The organism is Mesorhizobium sp. M0174, assembly GCF_040322275.1.
Lineage (GTDB): Bacteria > Pseudomonadota > Alphaproteobacteria > Rhizobiales > Rhizobiaceae > Mesorhizobium.
On the sequence record NZ_JAMYTB010000030.1, the window covers coordinates 1 to 16,882 of the forward strand.

At 63.5% G+C, this 16,882-nt stretch carries 19 protein-coding genes; 10 read left to right on the plus strand and 9 right to left on the minus strand.

Features of this window, described 5'->3' with window-relative positions; genetic code table 11:
* The 3 genes from NKJ13_RS29040 to NKJ13_RS29050 all read left to right on the plus strand — a co-directional run.
* On the plus strand, positions 1 to 314 hold a 314-nt coding region (locus NKJ13_RS29040), incomplete at its 5' end, for an ABC transporter permease subunit (RefSeq protein WP_352779176.1).
* Positions 307 to 1,191, plus strand: a complete 885-nt coding sequence (gene cysW, locus NKJ13_RS29045; RefSeq protein ID WP_352741096.1) for a sulfate ABC transporter permease subunit CysW — start codon at positions 307 to 309, stop codon at positions 1,189 to 1,191. The genes NKJ13_RS29040 and cysW, both read left to right, overlap by 8 nt.
* 72 nt (positions 1,192 to 1,263) lie before the next feature.
* A complete protein-coding gene (locus NKJ13_RS29050; RefSeq protein ID WP_352741098.1) occupies positions 1,264 to 2,304 on the plus strand; it encodes a sulfate/molybdate ABC transporter ATP-binding protein in 1,041 nt (346 codons plus the stop codon).
* 14 nt (positions 2,305 to 2,318) lie between these two features.
* On the opposite strand, the gene NKJ13_RS29055 is transcribed toward NKJ13_RS29050, so the two are convergent.
* Positions 2,319 to 2,717, minus strand: coding sequence for a type II toxin-antitoxin system VapC family toxin (locus NKJ13_RS29055; RefSeq protein WP_352741100.1), 399 nt, complete (start codon positions 2,715 to 2,717; stop codon positions 2,319 to 2,321).
* A complete protein-coding gene (locus tag NKJ13_RS29060) occupies positions 2,717 to 2,989 on the minus strand; it encodes an antitoxin (RefSeq protein WP_352741102.1) in 273 nt (90 codons plus the stop codon). Before NKJ13_RS29060 ends, NKJ13_RS29055 begins: the two co-directional genes overlap by 1 nt.
* A gap of 284 nt (positions 2,990 to 3,273) precedes the next feature.
* Here NKJ13_RS29060 and NKJ13_RS29065 point away from each other — a divergent pair, with 284 nt between their 5' ends.
* Together NKJ13_RS29065 and NKJ13_RS29070 are read left to right on the plus strand one after the other, a co-directional pair.
* Entirely contained in the window at positions 3,274 to 4,260 is a 987-nt protein-coding gene (locus tag NKJ13_RS29065; protein ID WP_254819070.1) for a sulfate ABC transporter substrate-binding protein, read from the plus strand.
* Positions 4,261 to 4,505: 245 nt separating this feature from the next.
* Positions 4,506 to 4,955, plus strand: a complete 450-nt coding sequence (locus tag NKJ13_RS29070) for an RrF2 family transcriptional regulator (RefSeq protein ID WP_006202816.1) — start codon at positions 4,506 to 4,508, stop codon at positions 4,953 to 4,955.
* Here the strand turns inward: NKJ13_RS29070 and NKJ13_RS29075 are convergent.
* The 7 genes from NKJ13_RS29075 to NKJ13_RS29105 form a co-directional block, all read right to left on the minus strand.
* Positions 4,952 to 5,431 (minus strand): gluconokinase, encoded by a 480-nt coding sequence (locus tag NKJ13_RS29075; RefSeq protein ID WP_352741106.1) that lies wholly within the window; start codon positions 5,429 to 5,431, stop codon positions 4,952 to 4,954. The genes NKJ13_RS29070 and NKJ13_RS29075 overlap by 4 nt on opposite strands.
* A 71-nt stretch (positions 5,432 to 5,502) precedes the next feature.
* Positions 5,503 to 6,489: an ABC transporter permease gene (locus tag NKJ13_RS29080; protein WP_254819072.1), complete on the minus strand. Its 987-nt coding sequence runs from the start codon at positions 6,487 to 6,489 to the stop codon at positions 5,503 to 5,505.
* The gene (locus NKJ13_RS29085; protein WP_352475436.1) at positions 6,486 to 7,466 is read right to left on the minus strand and encodes an ABC transporter permease; all 981 of its coding nucleotides are present in this window, start codon (positions 7,464 to 7,466) and stop codon (positions 6,486 to 6,488) included. The genes NKJ13_RS29080 and NKJ13_RS29085 overlap by 4 nt, the downstream gene beginning before the upstream one ends.
* A complete protein-coding gene (locus NKJ13_RS29090; protein ID WP_352779179.1) occupies positions 7,463 to 9,004 on the minus strand; it encodes a sugar ABC transporter ATP-binding protein in 1,542 nt (513 codons plus the stop codon). Before NKJ13_RS29090 ends, NKJ13_RS29085 begins: the two co-directional genes overlap by 4 nt.
* 80 nt (positions 9,005 to 9,084) lie before the next feature.
* The gene (locus NKJ13_RS29095; RefSeq protein ID WP_352740678.1) at positions 9,085 to 10,209 is read right to left on the minus strand and encodes a sugar ABC transporter substrate-binding protein; all 1,125 of its coding nucleotides are present in this window, start codon (positions 10,207 to 10,209) and stop codon (positions 9,085 to 9,087) included.
* A gap of 296 nt (positions 10,210 to 10,505) precedes the next feature.
* Entirely contained in the window at positions 10,506 to 11,534 is a 1,029-nt protein-coding gene (gene gntR, locus NKJ13_RS29100; protein ID WP_254819076.1) for an HTH-type transcriptional regulator GntR, read from the minus strand.
* Between the two features lie 173 nt (positions 11,535 to 11,707).
* Positions 11,708 to 12,940: an MFS transporter gene (locus tag NKJ13_RS29105; RefSeq protein ID WP_352491068.1), complete on the minus strand. Its 1,233-nt coding sequence runs from the start codon at positions 12,938 to 12,940 to the stop codon at positions 11,708 to 11,710.
* Positions 12,941 to 13,114: 174 nt separating this feature from the next.
* On the opposite strand from NKJ13_RS29105, the gene NKJ13_RS29110 reads away from it, so the two are divergent.
* The 5 genes from NKJ13_RS29110 (at position 13,115) to NKJ13_RS29130 (ending at position 16,870) form a co-directional block, all read left to right on the plus strand.
* Positions 13,115 to 13,402 carry a DUF3175 domain-containing protein gene (locus NKJ13_RS29110; RefSeq protein WP_352740680.1) on the plus strand — a complete coding sequence of 96 codons (288 nt, stop codon included), beginning with the start codon at positions 13,115 to 13,117 and terminating at the stop codon, positions 13,400 to 13,402.
* 119 nt (positions 13,403 to 13,521) lie between these two features.
* Positions 13,522 to 14,433 (plus strand): myo-inosose-2 dehydratase, encoded by a 912-nt coding sequence (iolE, locus tag NKJ13_RS29115; RefSeq protein WP_352779182.1) that lies wholly within the window; start codon positions 13,522 to 13,524, stop codon positions 14,431 to 14,433.
* 200 nt (positions 14,434 to 14,633) lie between these two features.
* Positions 14,634 to 14,840, plus strand: a complete 207-nt coding sequence (locus NKJ13_RS29120) for a LacI family DNA-binding transcriptional regulator (RefSeq protein ID WP_352453276.1) — start codon at positions 14,634 to 14,636, stop codon at positions 14,838 to 14,840.
* Between the two features lie 4 nt (positions 14,841 to 14,844).
* A complete protein-coding gene (gene mocR / locus NKJ13_RS29125) occupies positions 14,845 to 16,311 on the plus strand; it encodes a rhizopine catabolism transcriptional regulator MocR (RefSeq protein WP_352740684.1) in 1,467 nt (488 codons plus the stop codon).
* Positions 16,312 to 16,504: 193 nt separating this feature from the next.
* Positions 16,505 to 16,870, plus strand: a complete 366-nt coding sequence (locus NKJ13_RS29130) for a GFA family protein (protein WP_352740686.1) — start codon at positions 16,505 to 16,507, stop codon at positions 16,868 to 16,870.
* Positions 16,871 to 16,882: the final 12 nt, after the last annotated feature.

Below are 16,882 nucleotides of genomic sequence, written 5' to 3' on the forward strand. Positions count from 1 at the left end.
AAGTGGCCGCCACGCTCGGCGCCAATCGCTTCCAGATCATCAGCCGCGTTCTGCTTCCCGGACTGGCGCCGGCCATCGTCACCGGTTTCGCGCTGGCCTTCGCGCGCGGCGTCGGCGAGTACGGTTCCGTCATCTTCATCGCCGGCAATCTGCCCTATAAATCCGAAATCGCACCGCTTCTGATCGTCATCCGGCTGGAGGAATATAATTATGCGGCGGCGACCGCGATCGCGGCGATCATGCTGGCGCTGTCCTTCGTCATGCTGCTGGTCATCAACCTGGTGCAGACCTGGAGCCGCAAGCGCTATGGCTGACCCGGAGATCAAATCCTACGCGCCGCACCATGAAAGCCAGTCGCCGGCGGTGACCGAAAGCCGCACGGCGAGAACCGTGCTGATGGCCGTAACGTTTGCGTTCCTTGCCATCTTCCTGCTTTTGCCGCTGATCATCGTCTTCAAGGAAGCTTTCGCCAAGGGCATCGAGGCCTACACACAGGCGCTAGGCGAACCGGATACGCGCTCGGCGATCCGCCTGACGCTTTTGGTGGCGGCGATCTCGGTGCCGCTCAACATTGTCTTCGGCATTTCCGCCGCCTGGGCCATCGCCAAGTTCGAGTTCAAGGGCAAGGCGTTCCTGACCACGCTGATCGACCTGCCCTTTTCCGTCTCGCCGGTCATTTCGGGGCTTGTCTACGTGCTCTTGTTCGGCGCGCAAGGCCTGCTCGGCGCCTGGCTCAAGGCGCATGGCATCGTCATCCTGTTTGCGGTGCCGGGCATCGTGCTGGCCACGATCTTCGTCACCTTCCCCTTCGTCGCCCGAGAATTGATCCCGCTGATGCAGGAACAGGGCAATGGCGACGAGGAGGCTGCCCTGTCGCTCGGGGCCAATGGCTGGCAGGCGTTCTGGTACGTGACGTTGCCCAACGTCAAATGGGGATTGCTCTACGGCGTGCTGCTGTGCAATGCCCGCGCCATGGGCGAGTTCGGCGCGGTCTCGGTGGTGTCCGGCCACATACGCGGATTGACCAACACCATGCCGCTGCATGTCGAAATCCTTTATAACGAGTACAATGCCGCCGCCGCCTTTGCCGTCGCTTCGCTGCTTGCCGGCCTGGCGCTCGTCACGCTGGTCTTGAAAACACTTCTCGAGTTGCGCTACGGCGCCGAGATCGCCGCGACGCGCGGACACTGACAAAATGCATGTCGCCCAAAAGTGGGAACCGGTTTTGGATAACGACATGCATCAACTACAAAAGGGATTTGCATGGAAGTTCGCGTTGCCAACGTGCGCAAGGAGTTTGAGCGGTTTCCGGCCCTCCGCGACGTTTCGCTCGACATCAAGTCGGGAGAACTGATCGCTCTGCTGGGACCGTCCGGTTCCGGCAAGACGACGCTGCTCAGGCTGATTGCCGGATTGGAGCGGCCGACCCGCGGAAAGATCTTCTTCGGCGAAGAGGATGCCTCGCAAAAGTCGATCCAGGAGCGCAATGTCGGCTTCGTCTTCCAGCACTACGCGCTGTTTCGCCATATGACGGTCGCCGACAATATCGGCTTCGGACTCAAGGTCCGGCACGGGCCGACGCGCCCGTCGGCAAAGGAAATCCGCCGCCGCGCCTCGGAACTCCTCAACCTCGTTCAGCTCTCCGGTCTGGAAAAACGCTATCCGGCGCAGCTTTCGGGCGGCCAGCGCCAGCGCGTGGCGTTGGCCCGCGCCATGGCGATCGAACCGGCGGTGCTTTTGCTCGATGAGCCGTTCGGCGCGCTCGATGCCCAGGTGCGCCGCGAACTGCGCCGCTGGCTGCGCGACATCCACGACGCCACCGGCCACACGACGGTCTTCGTCACCCATGACCAGGAAGAGGCGCTGGAGCTTGCCGACCGCGTCGTGGTGATGAGCCAGGGCCGCATCGAGCAGGTCGGCACCGCCGACGAGATCTACGACACGCCGAACTCGCCCTTCGTCTACGGCTTCATCGGCGAATCGAGCTCGATTCCCGTCAAGGTCGAGGACGGCCAGGTCTGGATCGCCGACCGGCCGATCGGGCTTTCCGCGCCGCACGCACCGCAAGGCGAAGCGACGCTGTTCTTCCGCCCACACGACGTCGATCTGGTGGAAGAATGCAACGGCTGCATCGCCGGCACGGTCGCCGCCAGCCGCCGCGTCGCCGGCACCCGAAGGGTCGAGCTCGAAATTGGCGGCGAACGTCAGCGGGTCGAGATCGAATTGCCCGTCGACCATCCTGCGGCGCAGAAAAGTCGCGTGGCTTTTAGGCCGCGGCGCTGGAAGCTTTTTCCGGCTGCTTGATCCTCTATCAGGCGCTACACCAGCCAGTTCTCGACCTTCAGGCCTTTGATCCGGTTGAACTCCCCGATGTTGGCCGTCACCAGGGTAGTTCCCAGCGCACGGGCGTGAGCAGCAATAAAAAGGTCGTTTTGGCCGATGGTCTGGCCCCCGCCTTCCAGTTCTGCGCGAATCGCGCCGTACTCGGCATCCACTGGCACATCGAGCGGCAAGACGGGAATCTCAGCCAGCAATTCCTCGACCTTCTTGTGCAATTTGGCCGATCTGTTCTTGATGCAGCCACATCGCAGTTCCGACACGACCACGATGCTGGTACACACGGCGGCGTCTCCCACGCGCAGGACAGCGCTTGCGGCTTTCCCGGCCGGATTTCGGATCATGTCGCTGACAATGTTCGTGTCCAGCATGAACCGCATCAAAAAAATTCCTCGGATTTGACAGGCATATCCTCGATATCGGGAAAGTCTTCCTCGACACCGGGCGGTGGCTCTTTCGCCCATTGCGCGAGCAGTGCGGTGAGGCCAGGCCTGCGGACCGGCTCGATGATCAGGCGGTCGCCGTCACGGCTGATCAAGACCTTTTCGCCGGGAAGTTCGAACTCGACAGGAATGCGCACCGCCTGGCTGCGATTGTTACGAAACAGCTTTGCCTCTTTCGGCGGGGTTGTTGAATGGCGGTGTTGAGGCATGACAACAGCTCCTTGTATATACTATTTGTATATGCCAGACAACGCGGCGATGCAATCGCATTGCACAGCGTTGGCCGGCCGGGAACCATCGTACACGCCGACGACATCGGCACCGCTGCCAAGCTGTCCTGAGACTCTGCTTGAAAGAAAAAACTAGAAATCGCCCACAGCGGGACTACTTTTTCTCGCGATAACGTCGAGGGGCCGCTCTGCGTGCCTCGTCGCGCACGAGGCCTTGCCGCTATGGTCCGGCAATAAGCGTACCGCATTGGAGCCCTATTTTCATGAAGCGATTTTTGCTTGGCGTCGCCACATTGGCCGGCCTGGTCCTCGCATCCTCCCAAGCCTGGTCGGCCGACAGATTGCTGAACGCCTCTTACGATGTCGGTCGCGAACTGTTTGCGCAGGTCAACAAGGCGTTCGTCGCCGGCCACCCCGGCGTCACCATCGATCAGTCGCATGCCGGAACCTCGGCACAGGCGCGCGCCATCGCCGAAGGCCTCGGCGCCGACGTGGTCACGTTCAACCAGGTCATCGACATCGATTTCCTGGTCAAGAAGGGCCTCATCTCCGCCGACTGGCAGAAGGACTTTCCCGACAACGCCTCGCCTTTCTATTCGCTGCCCTCCTTCCTGGTGCGCGCCGGCAATCCGAAGCACATCAAGGATTGGAACGACCTCGTGCGTGACGACGTCCAGGTGATTTTCCCCAATCCGAAAACATCGGGCAATGCGCGCTACACCTATCTCGCGGCCACCGCCTACGCCAAGGAAGCCTTCAAGGGCGACGATGCCAAGGTGAAGGAGTTTGTGACGAAGCTGTTTGACAACGTGCCGATCTTCGACACCGGCGGACGCGCCGCGACCACCACTTTCGTGCAGCGCGAAATCGGCGATGTGCTGATCACCTTCGAGTCTGAAACGCGCGGCGTCCGCAAGGAGTATGGCGAGGACAAATTCGAGCAGGTGACGCCTTCGGTCAGCCTGTTGGCGGAATTTCCGGTGGCGATCGTCGATACGGTCGCAGACGAGCATGGCACGCGCGATCTTGCCAAGACTTATCTCGACTTCCTCTATACGCCGGAGGGCCAGGACATCGCCGCCCGCAACGGCCTGCGGGCCCGCGACCCGGCGGTCGCCGCCAAATACAAGGCTGAGTTTCCCGACGTCCGGCTGCTGACGGTGGAGGAGGTCTTCGGCGGCTGGGCCAAGGTCCAGGCCGAGCATTTTGCAGCGGGCGGCCTGCTCGACCAGACCTACGGCAGCCGCTGAGGTCGCCAACTCGTTGAAAGCTGGCCCTTGCCGGCTTTTCCTCCATTTTGCCCGCCGAAATTGCAGCTTCCGCACCTTCGGGACCGCCCGCCCGCCAAAACGTTACGAAGAATCAACGCGTTTGCGCGCAATATGTCGTCGGGCGGCCTGTCTGCGCGAACGGCATCGCACGGCCAAACCGTCATTATTTGCACACAAACAGCCGCCAGATGCGGGTGGTTGGGGCTTTATGGGTTGGTTCGGGCATGCTTACCAAAAAAGGCAAATACGGCCTCAAGGCCCTCGTGCATCTGTCGGGCCTGCCGGTCGGCCAGCTCGCATTCGTCAATGACATCGCGGTCGCCAACAATATCCCGAAGAAATTCCTCGATGCCATCCTGGGCGAGTTGCGCAACGCCGGCTTCGTCCAGAGCCGCAAGGGCAAGGAAGGCGGTTACCGTCTCGCCCGGCCGGCTTCCGAGATCAAGATCGGCCATGTCGTGCGCGTCCTCGACGGGCCGCTGGCGCCGATCCCCTGCGCCAGCCGCACGCAATACCAGCGTTGCGAGGATTGCGACGAGGCGACCTGCCAGGTCCGGCATATGATGCTGGAGGTGCGTCAGGCGATCGCCGAGGTGCTCGACAACCGCAGCCTCGCCGCCATGCGCGACGCCGACAATGACGATTTCCCGGTCGAGCTGACGTCGCAGATCTAGCGCGCGAGCAGGCTCAAGGCGGTCGCGACGGTGTCGGCGACCGAACGCGTGCCATCCAAGGTCATTGCCGCCTCGTCCGCCGCTGGCGGCTCGAGCGTGGCGAACTGGCTGTCGACCAGGCTTGCCGGCATGAAATGACCCTTGCGACTGCCTACGCGCTGTTTCGCCGTTGCCGGGTCGATCTCAAGGTAAACGAAAATGATATCCGCGCAAAAGCCGCGCAGGCGATCACGATAACTGCGCTTCAGCGCCGAGCAGGCGGCGACCACACCTCGCCCGCTTGCGACCGACGCTGCCATACGCTGGCCGATCGCGTCGAGCCAGCCCTCGCGCAGCGCGTCGGTAAGCGGCTGCCCGCTCGCCATGCGCGCGACGTTTTCGGGCGGATGCAGCCTGTCGCCTTCGATAAAGAGCGCGCCCAATGCCGCTGCAAGCGCTTCGCCGATGACCGACTTGCCGCAGCCAGCGACGCCCATCACCACGATGGCAGGCAACGTTCGAACAGTGCTCGCCGGTCTATATGCCACGTCTTTCCCGCTCATGCAGGTCAGCGGCTTGCCGGCGCGCGGCCATAGAGCAGCAGCATGGCGACGATGACGACGCCGTAGATGATCTGCCGTCCCGCCTCCGGCATCTGCATGACGGAAAGAATGGATTGCAAAAGCGTGATCAGGATCACGCCGGCGACGGTGCCGAGATAGGAACCGCGCCCACCGAGGATCGAGGTGCCGCCGAGCACCACCGCTGCTATCGACGGCAGAAGATAGGCGTCGCCCATCGACTGTGCCGCCTTGGAGGCATAGCCGGCCAAAAGCACGCCGCCGAAGGCGGAGAGCCCGCCCGAAACCGCAAAGGCGATCATCACCACGCGCCTTGTGTCGATGCCGGAAAGATAGGCGGCACGCTCGCGGTTGCCGATGCCGTAGACGGTGCGGCCGAAGCCGGTGCGGGTCAGCACGAACACCATTGCGGCGCCGATCAGTGCCCAGATGAGAACGGCGTTAGGCACGCCAGGAACGGCAAAGCCGGTCGCCAGATAGCGCATCGCACCGGTCGCCGAATCCTGCGGCGAGAAACCGCCCGTGTAGACCACCATCAGCCCCTGCGCGACGGCGTTGGTGGCAAGCGTGATGATCATCGAGGGAATGCGCAGATAGGCGACGCCGATGCCGTTGACGACGCCGATCAGAACACCGCAGAAGATGCCGAACGGAATGGCAAGCGCCACACCGACCGGCCCATAAGCGGCCGCGGCGCAGGCCATCATCGCGCCGGCCGCCACCGACCAGGGTACCGACAGGTCGATCTGGCCGAGCAGGATGACCAGCATCATGCCGGTGGCGATGACGCCGAGAAACGACGCCACTTTGAGCTGCTGCAAAAGGTATTCAGGCGACAGGAAGCTGCGCGAATAGAGGCTGCCGAGGAACAGCAGCAGCACGATACAGGCGAACGCCGTCAGCACCGCAGGGTCGGCGCGGCGGAGGAATTTCGGCATGCGGCCGGCGAGACCGCTCACAGTCGTTTCGCTCACAGGAACCACTCCAGCCGGTTGCGGACCCGAAACAGGGCGAAGGCGCCGAGGCTGACCGCGATCAGCAGGATGACGCCCTGGAACAGGGGCTGCCAGAGCGGATCGAAATCGAAGACGAACAGCAGGTCGCCGATGGTGCGGAAGGCAAGAGCGCCGAAGATCGCGCCGATGGCGCTGCCCTTGCCGCCGAACAGCGACACGCCGCCAAGCACGACCGCAGCGATCGAAAACAGCGTATAGGCATTGCCGCTGGCATAGGCCGCATCGCCGGTATAGGTGAAGAACGTCAGGAACAGCCCGCCGATCGCGGCCAGCAGCCCGGCAAGCGTATAGGCGGCGAACTTTCCACGCCGGATCGGCACGCCGGACATGTAGGCCGCCATCTCCGAGGAGCCGGCCGCATAAGCGGCGCGGCCGAGCACCGACCGGCTGAACGGCACCCAGACAACGAGCACGACCGCCAGCAGCGTCACCAGGCTCGCCGGCACAATACCAAACAGGCGCCCGGTCAGCGCATCGGCGAGCCCTTCATTGACCGAGCCGCCCGGAAACGGCCGAAGCAGCAGGGCGATGCCGAAATAGACCGCACCGGTGGCAATGGTGGCGACGATCGGCTGCAGGCGTCCATAGATGACAATGGCGCCGTTGATTGCCCCGCACAGCAGCCCGGTGCCGAGCACGGCGATGACGCCGAAGGCGGTCTCGAGGCCGGTGCCGACGACTAGCCACGAGGCCAGGCAATTGGTCAGGGTGAAGATCATGCCGACGGAGAGGTCGATGCCGGCGGTGATCACCACCAGCGTCTGCGCCATCGCAACGAAGGCGAGCAGCACGCCCTTGTTCGACGCCGTCTGCACAACATTGGCGGTGAAGCCCGCCGGATGGTTCGAGGTGTAAATGATGAACATGACAACGAAGATGCCGAACGCCAGCAGCGTTCCGCGCTGTTCGGCGAGCCAATAGCGCCAATCCTTCACGCGTCCGCTCCTTGCCTTGGCATCTCTTCGTGAATGTTGAGCGCGCTGGCAATCAGCGCCCTCTCGGTGATTTCGGCGCCGACCAGTTCGCGCTTGACCGCGCCGTCATAGAGCACCAGCACTCGGTCGCAGCAGCCGATCAGCTCGTCATAGTCGGTCGAATAGAACAGGATCGCCGCACCCTGGTCGGCAAGCTTGCGCATCAACTGGTACAGCTCCTGCTTGGTGCCGACATCGATGCCGCGCGTCGGGTCGTTGAGCAGGATGATGCGCGGCTGCCGCATCAGCCATTTGGCGATGACGACCTTCTGCTGGTTGCCGCCGGATAGCGCGCCGACCGGAATATCGAGGCCGGCCGTCTTGATCGCCAGGAGACCGACCATGTCGTCGATCAGCCGCTGCTCGGCGGCGCGATCGATGATGCCGGCCCTGGACAGCCGGTCGAGGGCGGCGAAGGAGAGGTTTTCGCGCACCGTCATCGGCAGCATCAACCCTTCCGTCTTGCGATCCTCCGGGATCAGCGCCATGCCGATCCGGTCGTCACGCGCCGCGGCCGGACTGGCGATCGCCACCGGCCTGCCGTCGATCAGGATCTGGCCCGACAGGCCACGCAGCACACCGAAGAAGGCGAGCAGCAATTCGCGCTGGCCCTGGCCGTCGAGGCCGCCGAGCCCGACCACCTCGCCCGCCCCGACCGATAGCGAGACATCGTGCAGCCGATCCGTCCAGGACAGGTTGCGCGCCTCTAGAACCGGCGTGGCTGCGGCAGCCGCCCGCGCGGGTTTGGGCGGAAAGATGTGGCTGTATTCGCGCCCGATCATCAGTTCGACGACCTCGTTGTCGCTCTTGGTGCCGGCCGCGTAGCTGGCGACATTGCGGCCATTGCGGAACACCGTGCACTGGTCGGCCAGCTCGGCGATCTCGTTCATGCGGTGCGAGATGTAGAGCAGCGCCAGCCCTTCCGAACGCAGCCGCTTCAACACGGCGAAAACCCTGGCGACGTCGGCCGCGGTCAGCGCCGAGGTCGCCTCGTCGAGGATCAGGATGCGTGGCTTGCGCGCCAGTGCCTTGGCGATCTCGACCATCTGCCTTCGTGAAAGAGGAAGATCCTTGACCAGCGCCAGCGGATGGATATCGGAAGCGCCGGCGCGAGCCAGGGCTTCTTCGGCGATGCGGCGCTGCGCCTTGCGGTCGATCATGCCGAAACGCTTCGGCGGATCGGAAATGACGATGTTGTCGGCAACGCTGAGTTCGGGGACGAGCGACAGTTCCTGGAAGATGCAGACGATGCCGGCCTGGTTGGCAGCGGCCGGCGAAGCGAAGCTCACTTCGTTCCCGTCCAGCATCATGCGGCCCTCGTCGGGCGCGACGACCCCCGCCATGACCTTGATCAGCGTCGATTTGCCGGCGCCGTTCTCGCCGAGGATGGCGTGGATGCTGCCTGGAGTGACCGACAGTTCGGCCTTCTCCAGCGCGCGCACGCCGCCATAGCGCTTGGATATGCCTTCCATGCGGAAGAGCGGAACCGCACCGTCCATCGGCCCTCCCCAGGCGCTTGGCAATCAGGATGTCGAGTGCCGGGGCCGGGGGAGCCCCGGCGGCGCCGGGCTCTCGGAGTTTACTGGTTTTCCTTGCTCTGGCCCATGATTTCCTGCGCCGTGAAATTGATGCCGCAGGTCGGGAAGGAATTGCCGACGAAGAAATTGTCGGACTGGTCGGGGAAGTAGTCCTGGCCTTCCTTGAAGTTCGGATCCTCGACGATCGCCAGCGGCAGCTTGATCGCTTGCGGCACGACCTGCCCTTCAAGTGCTGCAATCGCCGTCTTGATGGCAACCGCCACCTGAGCCGGGCCGGTGCCGGCCGACGAGCATTTCAGGCCATCAGCGGCGAACTTGGCGCAGAATTTGCGGAAGCCGTTCTCCGTCTCGCCGCCGAACGGCACGAACGGATGCTTGGCATCGATCATCGCCTGCACGATGCCGGTATCGCCGCCCTGTCCGGTAATGCCGTCGAAGGGGCCGTTGGTGGCAATGGCATCGGCCGTAGCCTTTTGCGCAACGCCGTCATCCCACTTGCCGACGACCTCGGTGACATCCCATTTCTTGCCGGAGGCGTCGAGAACCTCGTGGATGCCGTTATGGCGGTCGGTATCGACGGATGTGCCGGCTACGCCACGCACTTCCAGCACCTTGCCGCCGTTCGGCACGTGCTTGACCAGCCAATTGCCCCACAATTCGCCAAGGCCCTTCTGGTCCACATTGACGTTGATGGCATCCTTGGTGTCGAGGATGTTGTCGAAAGCGACCAGCACCACGCCGGCTTCCTTGGCCCGCTTGATGACAGGGCCGAATGCGGTCGGGTTCTGGGCGTTGACGACGATCGCATCATAGCCGGAATCGATGAAATTATTGATTGCCGAAATCTGGGCCGGCACGTCTTCGCCGGTCGAGACCACCTTGAATTCCTTGAGCTTGGCCGCGACCTCCGGCTGCGCTGCATAGGCTTTTGCCGTCTGCACCATCTGGATGCGCCACGTGTTGGCGATATAGCCGTTGGCCAGAGCGATGCGGTACGGGCCGTCTTTCTTGGGGAACTTGAAGAACTGCGTATCGGCCGACCAGGGCGCGAAGCAGTCAGGCTCGGCCGATGGCCCCTTGACGATTTCAGGCTCGGCGATCGCCGACGAGCTCAGCATGACAAAAGCAGTGGCGGCAACGATACCGCCAACGAGTGACTTGATCATCGATATTCCTCCCATTTGCAGTTTTGTTTGTTCTTACGTCGATGAAATTGCGCTTTTCCGGTCCGGCACCTCCCGCCGTATCCGCTGTGCGTTCAGGTGGCCGAATGCCGACCCGATCCCCTCCTTTGTTGCCCGGCTAGTCCCGCAAAAACTATCATATTATACATAATAAACAAGCATGAGCTGTCGCTTATGTATAATAAACAGCCTCCCATCTTCTGAGCGATGTACCAACCGGCGGTAACTGGTAGCGCTACCATGACGTAGTGTAAAGCGCCATTGCGTTGAAGCTCGGTTCAGCGCGCCGTGCTCTCACGTCGCTTGAGTTCGAAGCCGAGATCGACAACGCGCGACTCCGGCCTGTTGCCCTCGATCGCCGCAAGCGCCATGGCGACAGCCCGCCGGCCGATCTCGTAACGATAGGTCCGAACGCTGGTGACCGACGGAAACGCCACTTCCATCATGTCGAGATCGTTGAAGCCGACGATGCCGATCGTCTTCGGCACGGCGATCGAAGCGCGATGGCATTCGAACAGCACCCCAAGGGCTATGTCGTCATTGTTGCAGAATACGCCGTCGAGGCTCGGCACCTTGGCCAGCGCGTCGCGGAACAATTCGCGGCCGAGGGTGACGCTGGAGGGCACCGGCGTGGTGGTGGTTAGCCGCGCATCGAACAGGCCGGCCGCCTCCATCGCCGCGCGATAGCCGGCCAAGCGCCGCTGCGAACGCGGATCCATGCGCGCACCGATGAAGCCGATCCGGCGATAGCCTGCCTCGATCAGATGTTCCGCAGCCGCCTTGCCGCCCTCGAAATGTGAGAAACCGACCATCATGTCGACCGGATCGGGCCCGGTCTCCATCACCTGCACCACCGGACAGCCTGCCGTTTCCAGCAGTTTTCGCGAGGCCGGCGTCTGGTCGATGCCGGCCACGATCAGCGCCGCCGGGCGTTGCGGGCCAAACACCTGCAGCAGCCGCTCTTCCTCGAGGCCGGAATAGTGGGTGTTGCCGAGCTGAATCCGGAAAGGGCCGTCCGACAGGCTGTCGTAGATGCCGCGCACCACTTCGGCAAAGACGTTGTTGGTAAGCGACGGCACCAGAACGCCAAAGACCTCGGCGCGCGCCGAAGCCAGCGCCCGCGCATTCGGGTCGGGCACATAGCCGAGCTCGTTCACGGCCGACTCGATCTGGCGGCGCAGATCTTCCGAGACACGCCCCGGCTCACGCAGGGCGCGCGATACGGTAATGGCGCCGACGCCGGCCTTGCGGGCGACGTCGGCGATGGTCGGGCGGCCGCCGCCGCGGCGTGAGCGCGGCTTGATCACCGTACTGGTCCCGAAGCCGGGCAACCGCCCAGACGCGATCGTGAGACGATGTTCAGGGTCTTTGCCACTGCTGCCTTGCGAACCTGGCCCGTTGCCACACCTTGTCTGGCGTCGCGCAGCCTTCGGCTGTTGTCAAGCGACGGCCGGAGAGACTGTATCCGTACCGCTGTGCTTCAGGCCGCCACAGCAGCGCTGCGCCGGGCCTTCCACAGCAGCAGCACCATGGCCAAAATATTCAGAAGGTTCCAGGCAATGCCGTTGAGGAACGCGGCGGCATAGGAGCCGGTCAGATCGTAAATCCAGCCCGACATCCAGCCGCCGATCGCCATGCCGAAGATGGTCGCCATCATGACGATGCCGACGCGCTGGCCAGCCTCCTTGGCTGGCATATATTCGCGCACGATGATCGCATAACAGGGCACGATGCCGCCCTGCGACAGGCCGAAGACCAGCGAGACGACATAGAGCGAGGCAAGCCCGTCGAACGGGATATAGAACAACAGCGACAGGCATTGCAGCACCGAGCCGATCAGCAGGGTTTTCACGCCGCCGATGCGATCGGCAAGGAAGCCCGAGCCTAGCCGGCTGACGACGCCCGCCGCCAGCATGATCGACAGCATATCGGCGCCATGCGCCACGCCGTAGCCGAGATCCATGCAATAGGCGACGATATGGACTTGCGGCATCGACATCGCCACGCAGCAGCCGAGCCCGGCCACGATGAGCAGCGCCTGCAAGGCCGCCGGCGACAGGGAGATCGGCTGCACCACGCGGCTGCCCGGCGATCCCGGAGCCGCCTGGGGCGGTGCGCCGCGCCGGAGCAGCAGGATCAGCGGCACCATGGTGACTAGGCAGACGGCGCCGATCGCGGCATAGGTGAAGCGCCAGCCTTGCGCCTGCATGACATAGGGCATCGCCGTCGGCCAGATCGCTCCGGCGAGATAGTTGCCTGATGCGGCAGCAGTCACCGCGACGCCGCGGCGCCGGTTGAACCAGTGCGAGATGTCGGCGATCAGCGGCCCGAAGATCGCCGACGAGCCAACGCCGATCAACAGGCCCTGGACGAGGGTGAACTGCAGGATCGAACTGGTCAGCGACGCCAGCAGGAAGCCGGCGCCAAGTGTAATCGCGGCAATCAGCGCCGGGATCCAATACCCCATGCGGTCGATGGCGCGGCCGAACAGCACATTACCGGCGGCAAAGCCGACCATGGTCGCGGTGTAGGGCATCGAGGCAGCGGCGCGGTCGACGCCGAATTCTGCCTGCACGGCAGGCAGCACCACGACCACCGCCCACATGCCGACCCCGCCGATCGTTGCCAGCAGCATCGAGATGCCCAGCCGTATCCAGGCATAGGCACTGTCGATGCCGGAACTTCCTGCCTGGCTTGAGACGATTGGGGTCAAGAGCGTTTCCTGTCCGCAGTTCTTGAATCGGCGGTTCTGACCACTATCGGCGCATTCGCATCGCCGAGCAGCGCCACGACAGGCAAATCCGTGGCTCCAGGGATTCGGGCCGAAGTGGAACAGGGGTGCGCCATAAGGCGTTTTCCGGCAACGACCTAGTGGAAGGAGTTTGCCATGACCGCGCAACGGAAATGGTCCGCCGACGTCACCGAGCACAGCGACGCGCTGGACCTCGAGGAACACATCTTCGAATCCCACGATCCCAAGAAGATCGCCGCCTCTTTGAAGCGATCGGCCGAGCACAGCGACCGACGCAAGGCAGGGCCGTTTCAATCCGCCATGTCGATGCTGAATTTCTACATCAACCGCGCCGGCAAGAACCTGCCGGCGGCGCAGAAGAAAGTGCTGGAGGACGCCAAAGACGACCTGCGCGCCCTTTTTGGCCGCCCAAAGGAAGATTAGGGTCGGTCTCCATTAATTGGTTCTGCCAAATTCGGCTGAACTGGACCTAGTGACAGGGCCTCTTTGTCGCCAGTCTGCAGGCTCGGCTTGTATTCCCAAGCCCGCAAAAGCCTGGCGTCATGACGGTCAAGATCGGCATCAATCCCATCACCTGGAGCAATGACGACGTTCCGGCGCTTGGCGGGGATACGTCCTTGGAGACCTGCCTGTCGGAAACGGCGCTGGCCGGCTACCGCGGCACCGAACTCGGCGGCAAATTTCCGCGCCAGGCTGAAGTGCTTGGGCCGCTCCTGTCTTCCTATGGCCTGGAACTCGTCTCCGGCTGGTATCATGGCCGCATTCTCGACCGCACGGTCGACGAGGAATTCGCGGCGATCACCCCACATCTTCAGCTGTTGCGCGACCTTGGCGCCAGGATCGTCGTCTACGCCGACACCTCGCGCGGTCGCCATGACGGCATTTTCGCACCGATCTCCGAGCGTCCGCGCCTCGCCGACAGGGACTGGCCGTCCTATGGCGAGAAACTGACCGCCCTCGCCGACCGCATGGCCGCATTCGGGGTCGGCATGGCCTTCCACCACCACATGGGCACCATCGTCGAGACGGACGATGAAGTCGACAGGCTGATGGCGGCGACGGGCCGAAGCGTCGGCCTTTTGTTCGATACCGGCCACTGCCTGTTTTCGGGCGGCGACCCGCAATCGCTGCTGCAACGGCATCTCGACCGTATCGTGCATTTCCATTGCAAGGATGTTCGCAGGGCGATGCTGAAACGGGCACGCCGCGAGGACATGAGCTTCATGGCGGCGGTAATGGACGGCATTTTTACCGTGCCCGGCGACGGCTCGGTCGATTTCCTGTCATTGCTGAAGCCCCTCGCCGCGCGCGGCTATGAAGGTTGGCTCGTTGTCGAGGCCGAGCAGGATCCGGCCAAGGCGCATCCGCTGACCTATGCCAGCAAGGGCTATTTCTCGCTGCTCGCCACCGCCCGCGAGGCCGGCTTCGAAGTGGCGACGCGGCAGGCAAACTGACCGGCCCGCATTTGCGAGCCGGGGGACACGATGAGCGCGCGCCGCGATGGGGTTAGCGACGCGAAAGCGCCCGGCGATCCGCGCCGCCTTGCTCCCTGCGCGGCGCGGATCGCAGAATCCCGGCTCTGGATTGCAAACCCCGACTTTCAAGCTTGAGGCCGGCCGGAAGCCGTGCCTTGATGCAACCGAGGAGGAGCGATATGGCTTTCGAAGCTGCGCTTGGCATGGAACGGCTTTGCACCATCCGCGAGATTGCCGAGAAGGCGGAACTTGGCGCCGCCACCGTGCATCGCGCGCTGAAGAACAGCCGCGAGATCCGTCCCGAAACCAGGCGGCTGGTGCTCGACACCGTCTGCCGGCTCAACGAGGAAAAGATCGCCCGCGCCGCCCGGTTCGTCGGGGGATAGTGCCTTGCCCGACCACATGCGCCTTTCCCTCGACATCATGTCGGTCGACCGCGCTTCGGAAGAACCGATGCATCGTCAGATCTACGGCGCCTTGCGACGCTTCATTCTTGACGGCCAGATCCCGCAGAACACGCTGCTGCCGTCGACGCGCTCGCTGGCCGAAGATCTGAAGGTCGGGCGCAACACGGTCATCGCCGCCTATGACCAGCTCCTTGCCGAAGGTTTTATCGAGGCGCGTGCCGGATCGGGCACCTGGGTGGCGCCGATCCAGCAGAACCGCCCCTTGGCATCGCTGCGCGCCGGACTGGCAGCGCCGCAAAAGCTGTCGCGGCGCGGTCAGACCATCGTCAACGGCCCGCAACCGCCGCGCAATGCCGGCGTCATCAATTTCCATCCCGGCGTGCCTGAAACGGCATCGTTTCCGTTCACCATCTGGTCAAGCCTTCTGGTGCGCAATGCACGCAGCCGCGACGATAGTCTGCTTGGTTATCTCTCCTTTGCCGGTCACCCCGGCCTGCGCCAGGCCATTGCCTCGACCATCGGCCTGTCGCGCGGCATCAGTTGCACCGCCGACCAGGTGATCATCGTCACCGGTGCGCAGGCAGCGCTCGATCTGGTCTCGCGCGTGCTGATGGACGAAGGCGACCATGTCTGGATGGAAGAGCCCGGCTATCTCGGCGCCAAAAGCGCCTTTCTCGCCAGCGGCGCCAAGCTGGCACCGTTGAAGGTCGACCGGCGCGGCTGGCATCTTGCCGATCCGGAGCTGCCGCCGCCGCGGCTAATCTATGTGACGCCATCCTGCCAATGGCCGTTCGGCACCATCATGCGCATCGAGGAGCGGCTGCAACTGCTCGACATCGCCGAACGCAACGGCGCCTGGATCGTCGAGGATGACTATGACGGCGAATACCGGTTCCGCGGCCGGCCGGTGCCGGCGCTGCGCGGGCTCGACCATGCCGACCGCGTCGTCTATATCGGCAGCTTCGGCAAGACGCTGATTCCGGCGCTGCGCATCGGTTATCTGATCGTGCCGCGCGAATTGTCGGTTCCGTTCGACCGGGCGGTGAGCATCACCGGCCAGTTCGCGCCGCTGATCCTGCAGGCAACGGTCAACGACTTCATCATGCAGGGCTATTTCGCCACGCACCTCAAGCGCATGCGCCGGCTCTACGCGCGCCGGCAGGCGAACTTCGTCAAGCTGTGCCAGGAGCATCTGGCCGAATGGCTGATCGTCACGGAAAACGATTCCGGCATGCAGCTGCTGGCGAGCTTCGTCAGGCCCTATAAGGACAGCGACGTGGTCGCCGCCGCCCTCAAGGAGGGGCTCGACGTTCAGGGCATCTCCATCAACTATCATTCCACTGAGCCCGAGCACGGCCTGCTGCTCGGCTATGCGGCGATGGACGAACGTCAGATCCTGCGCGCCGTTCTGGCGTTGCGCGCCGCGTTCCTAAGATTGGATAGAAGCTAGAGCCAGGCTCTCCATCTCGTTCACCGCGGGGTTGAGTCGGTCGCCCGCAGTGATTAGGAATATGGGGCGTCGGTCCTTGTTTTCGGCGTTCGCGCAAAGCGCGCTTCCCAAGGCCGAACCTCCCCGAAAACCAGAAGCATGCCCACCGCCGGTATTGGCGGGCAACGCATTCATCTGAACCATGAGGATTGCCATGAGAACCGCATCCTGTGCCTGCGGGCAACTGAGGATCTCCTGTAACGGAGAGCCACAGCTGGTCGCACAGTGCCACTGCCTCGACTGCCAGAAACGGACCGGCAGCACCTACGGCGTCGCCGCCTTCTTTGCGCGCGACAAGGTAGAAGCCGGAGGCGACGCCAGGACCTACAGGCGGTCAGCTGGGAGCGGCCACCACGTCACTTTCCATTTCTGCCCGGGCTGCGGCTCGAGCGTCTTCTGGGAGCCCGAGCGAAAGCCTGAATGGATCGCCGTCGCGGTCGGCTGCTTCGCCGATCCCGCCTTTCCGGCCCCGGCGCATGTTGGGTGGGAAGACCGGCGTCATCCCTGGGTTTCCGGTTAGCGACGCCAACCC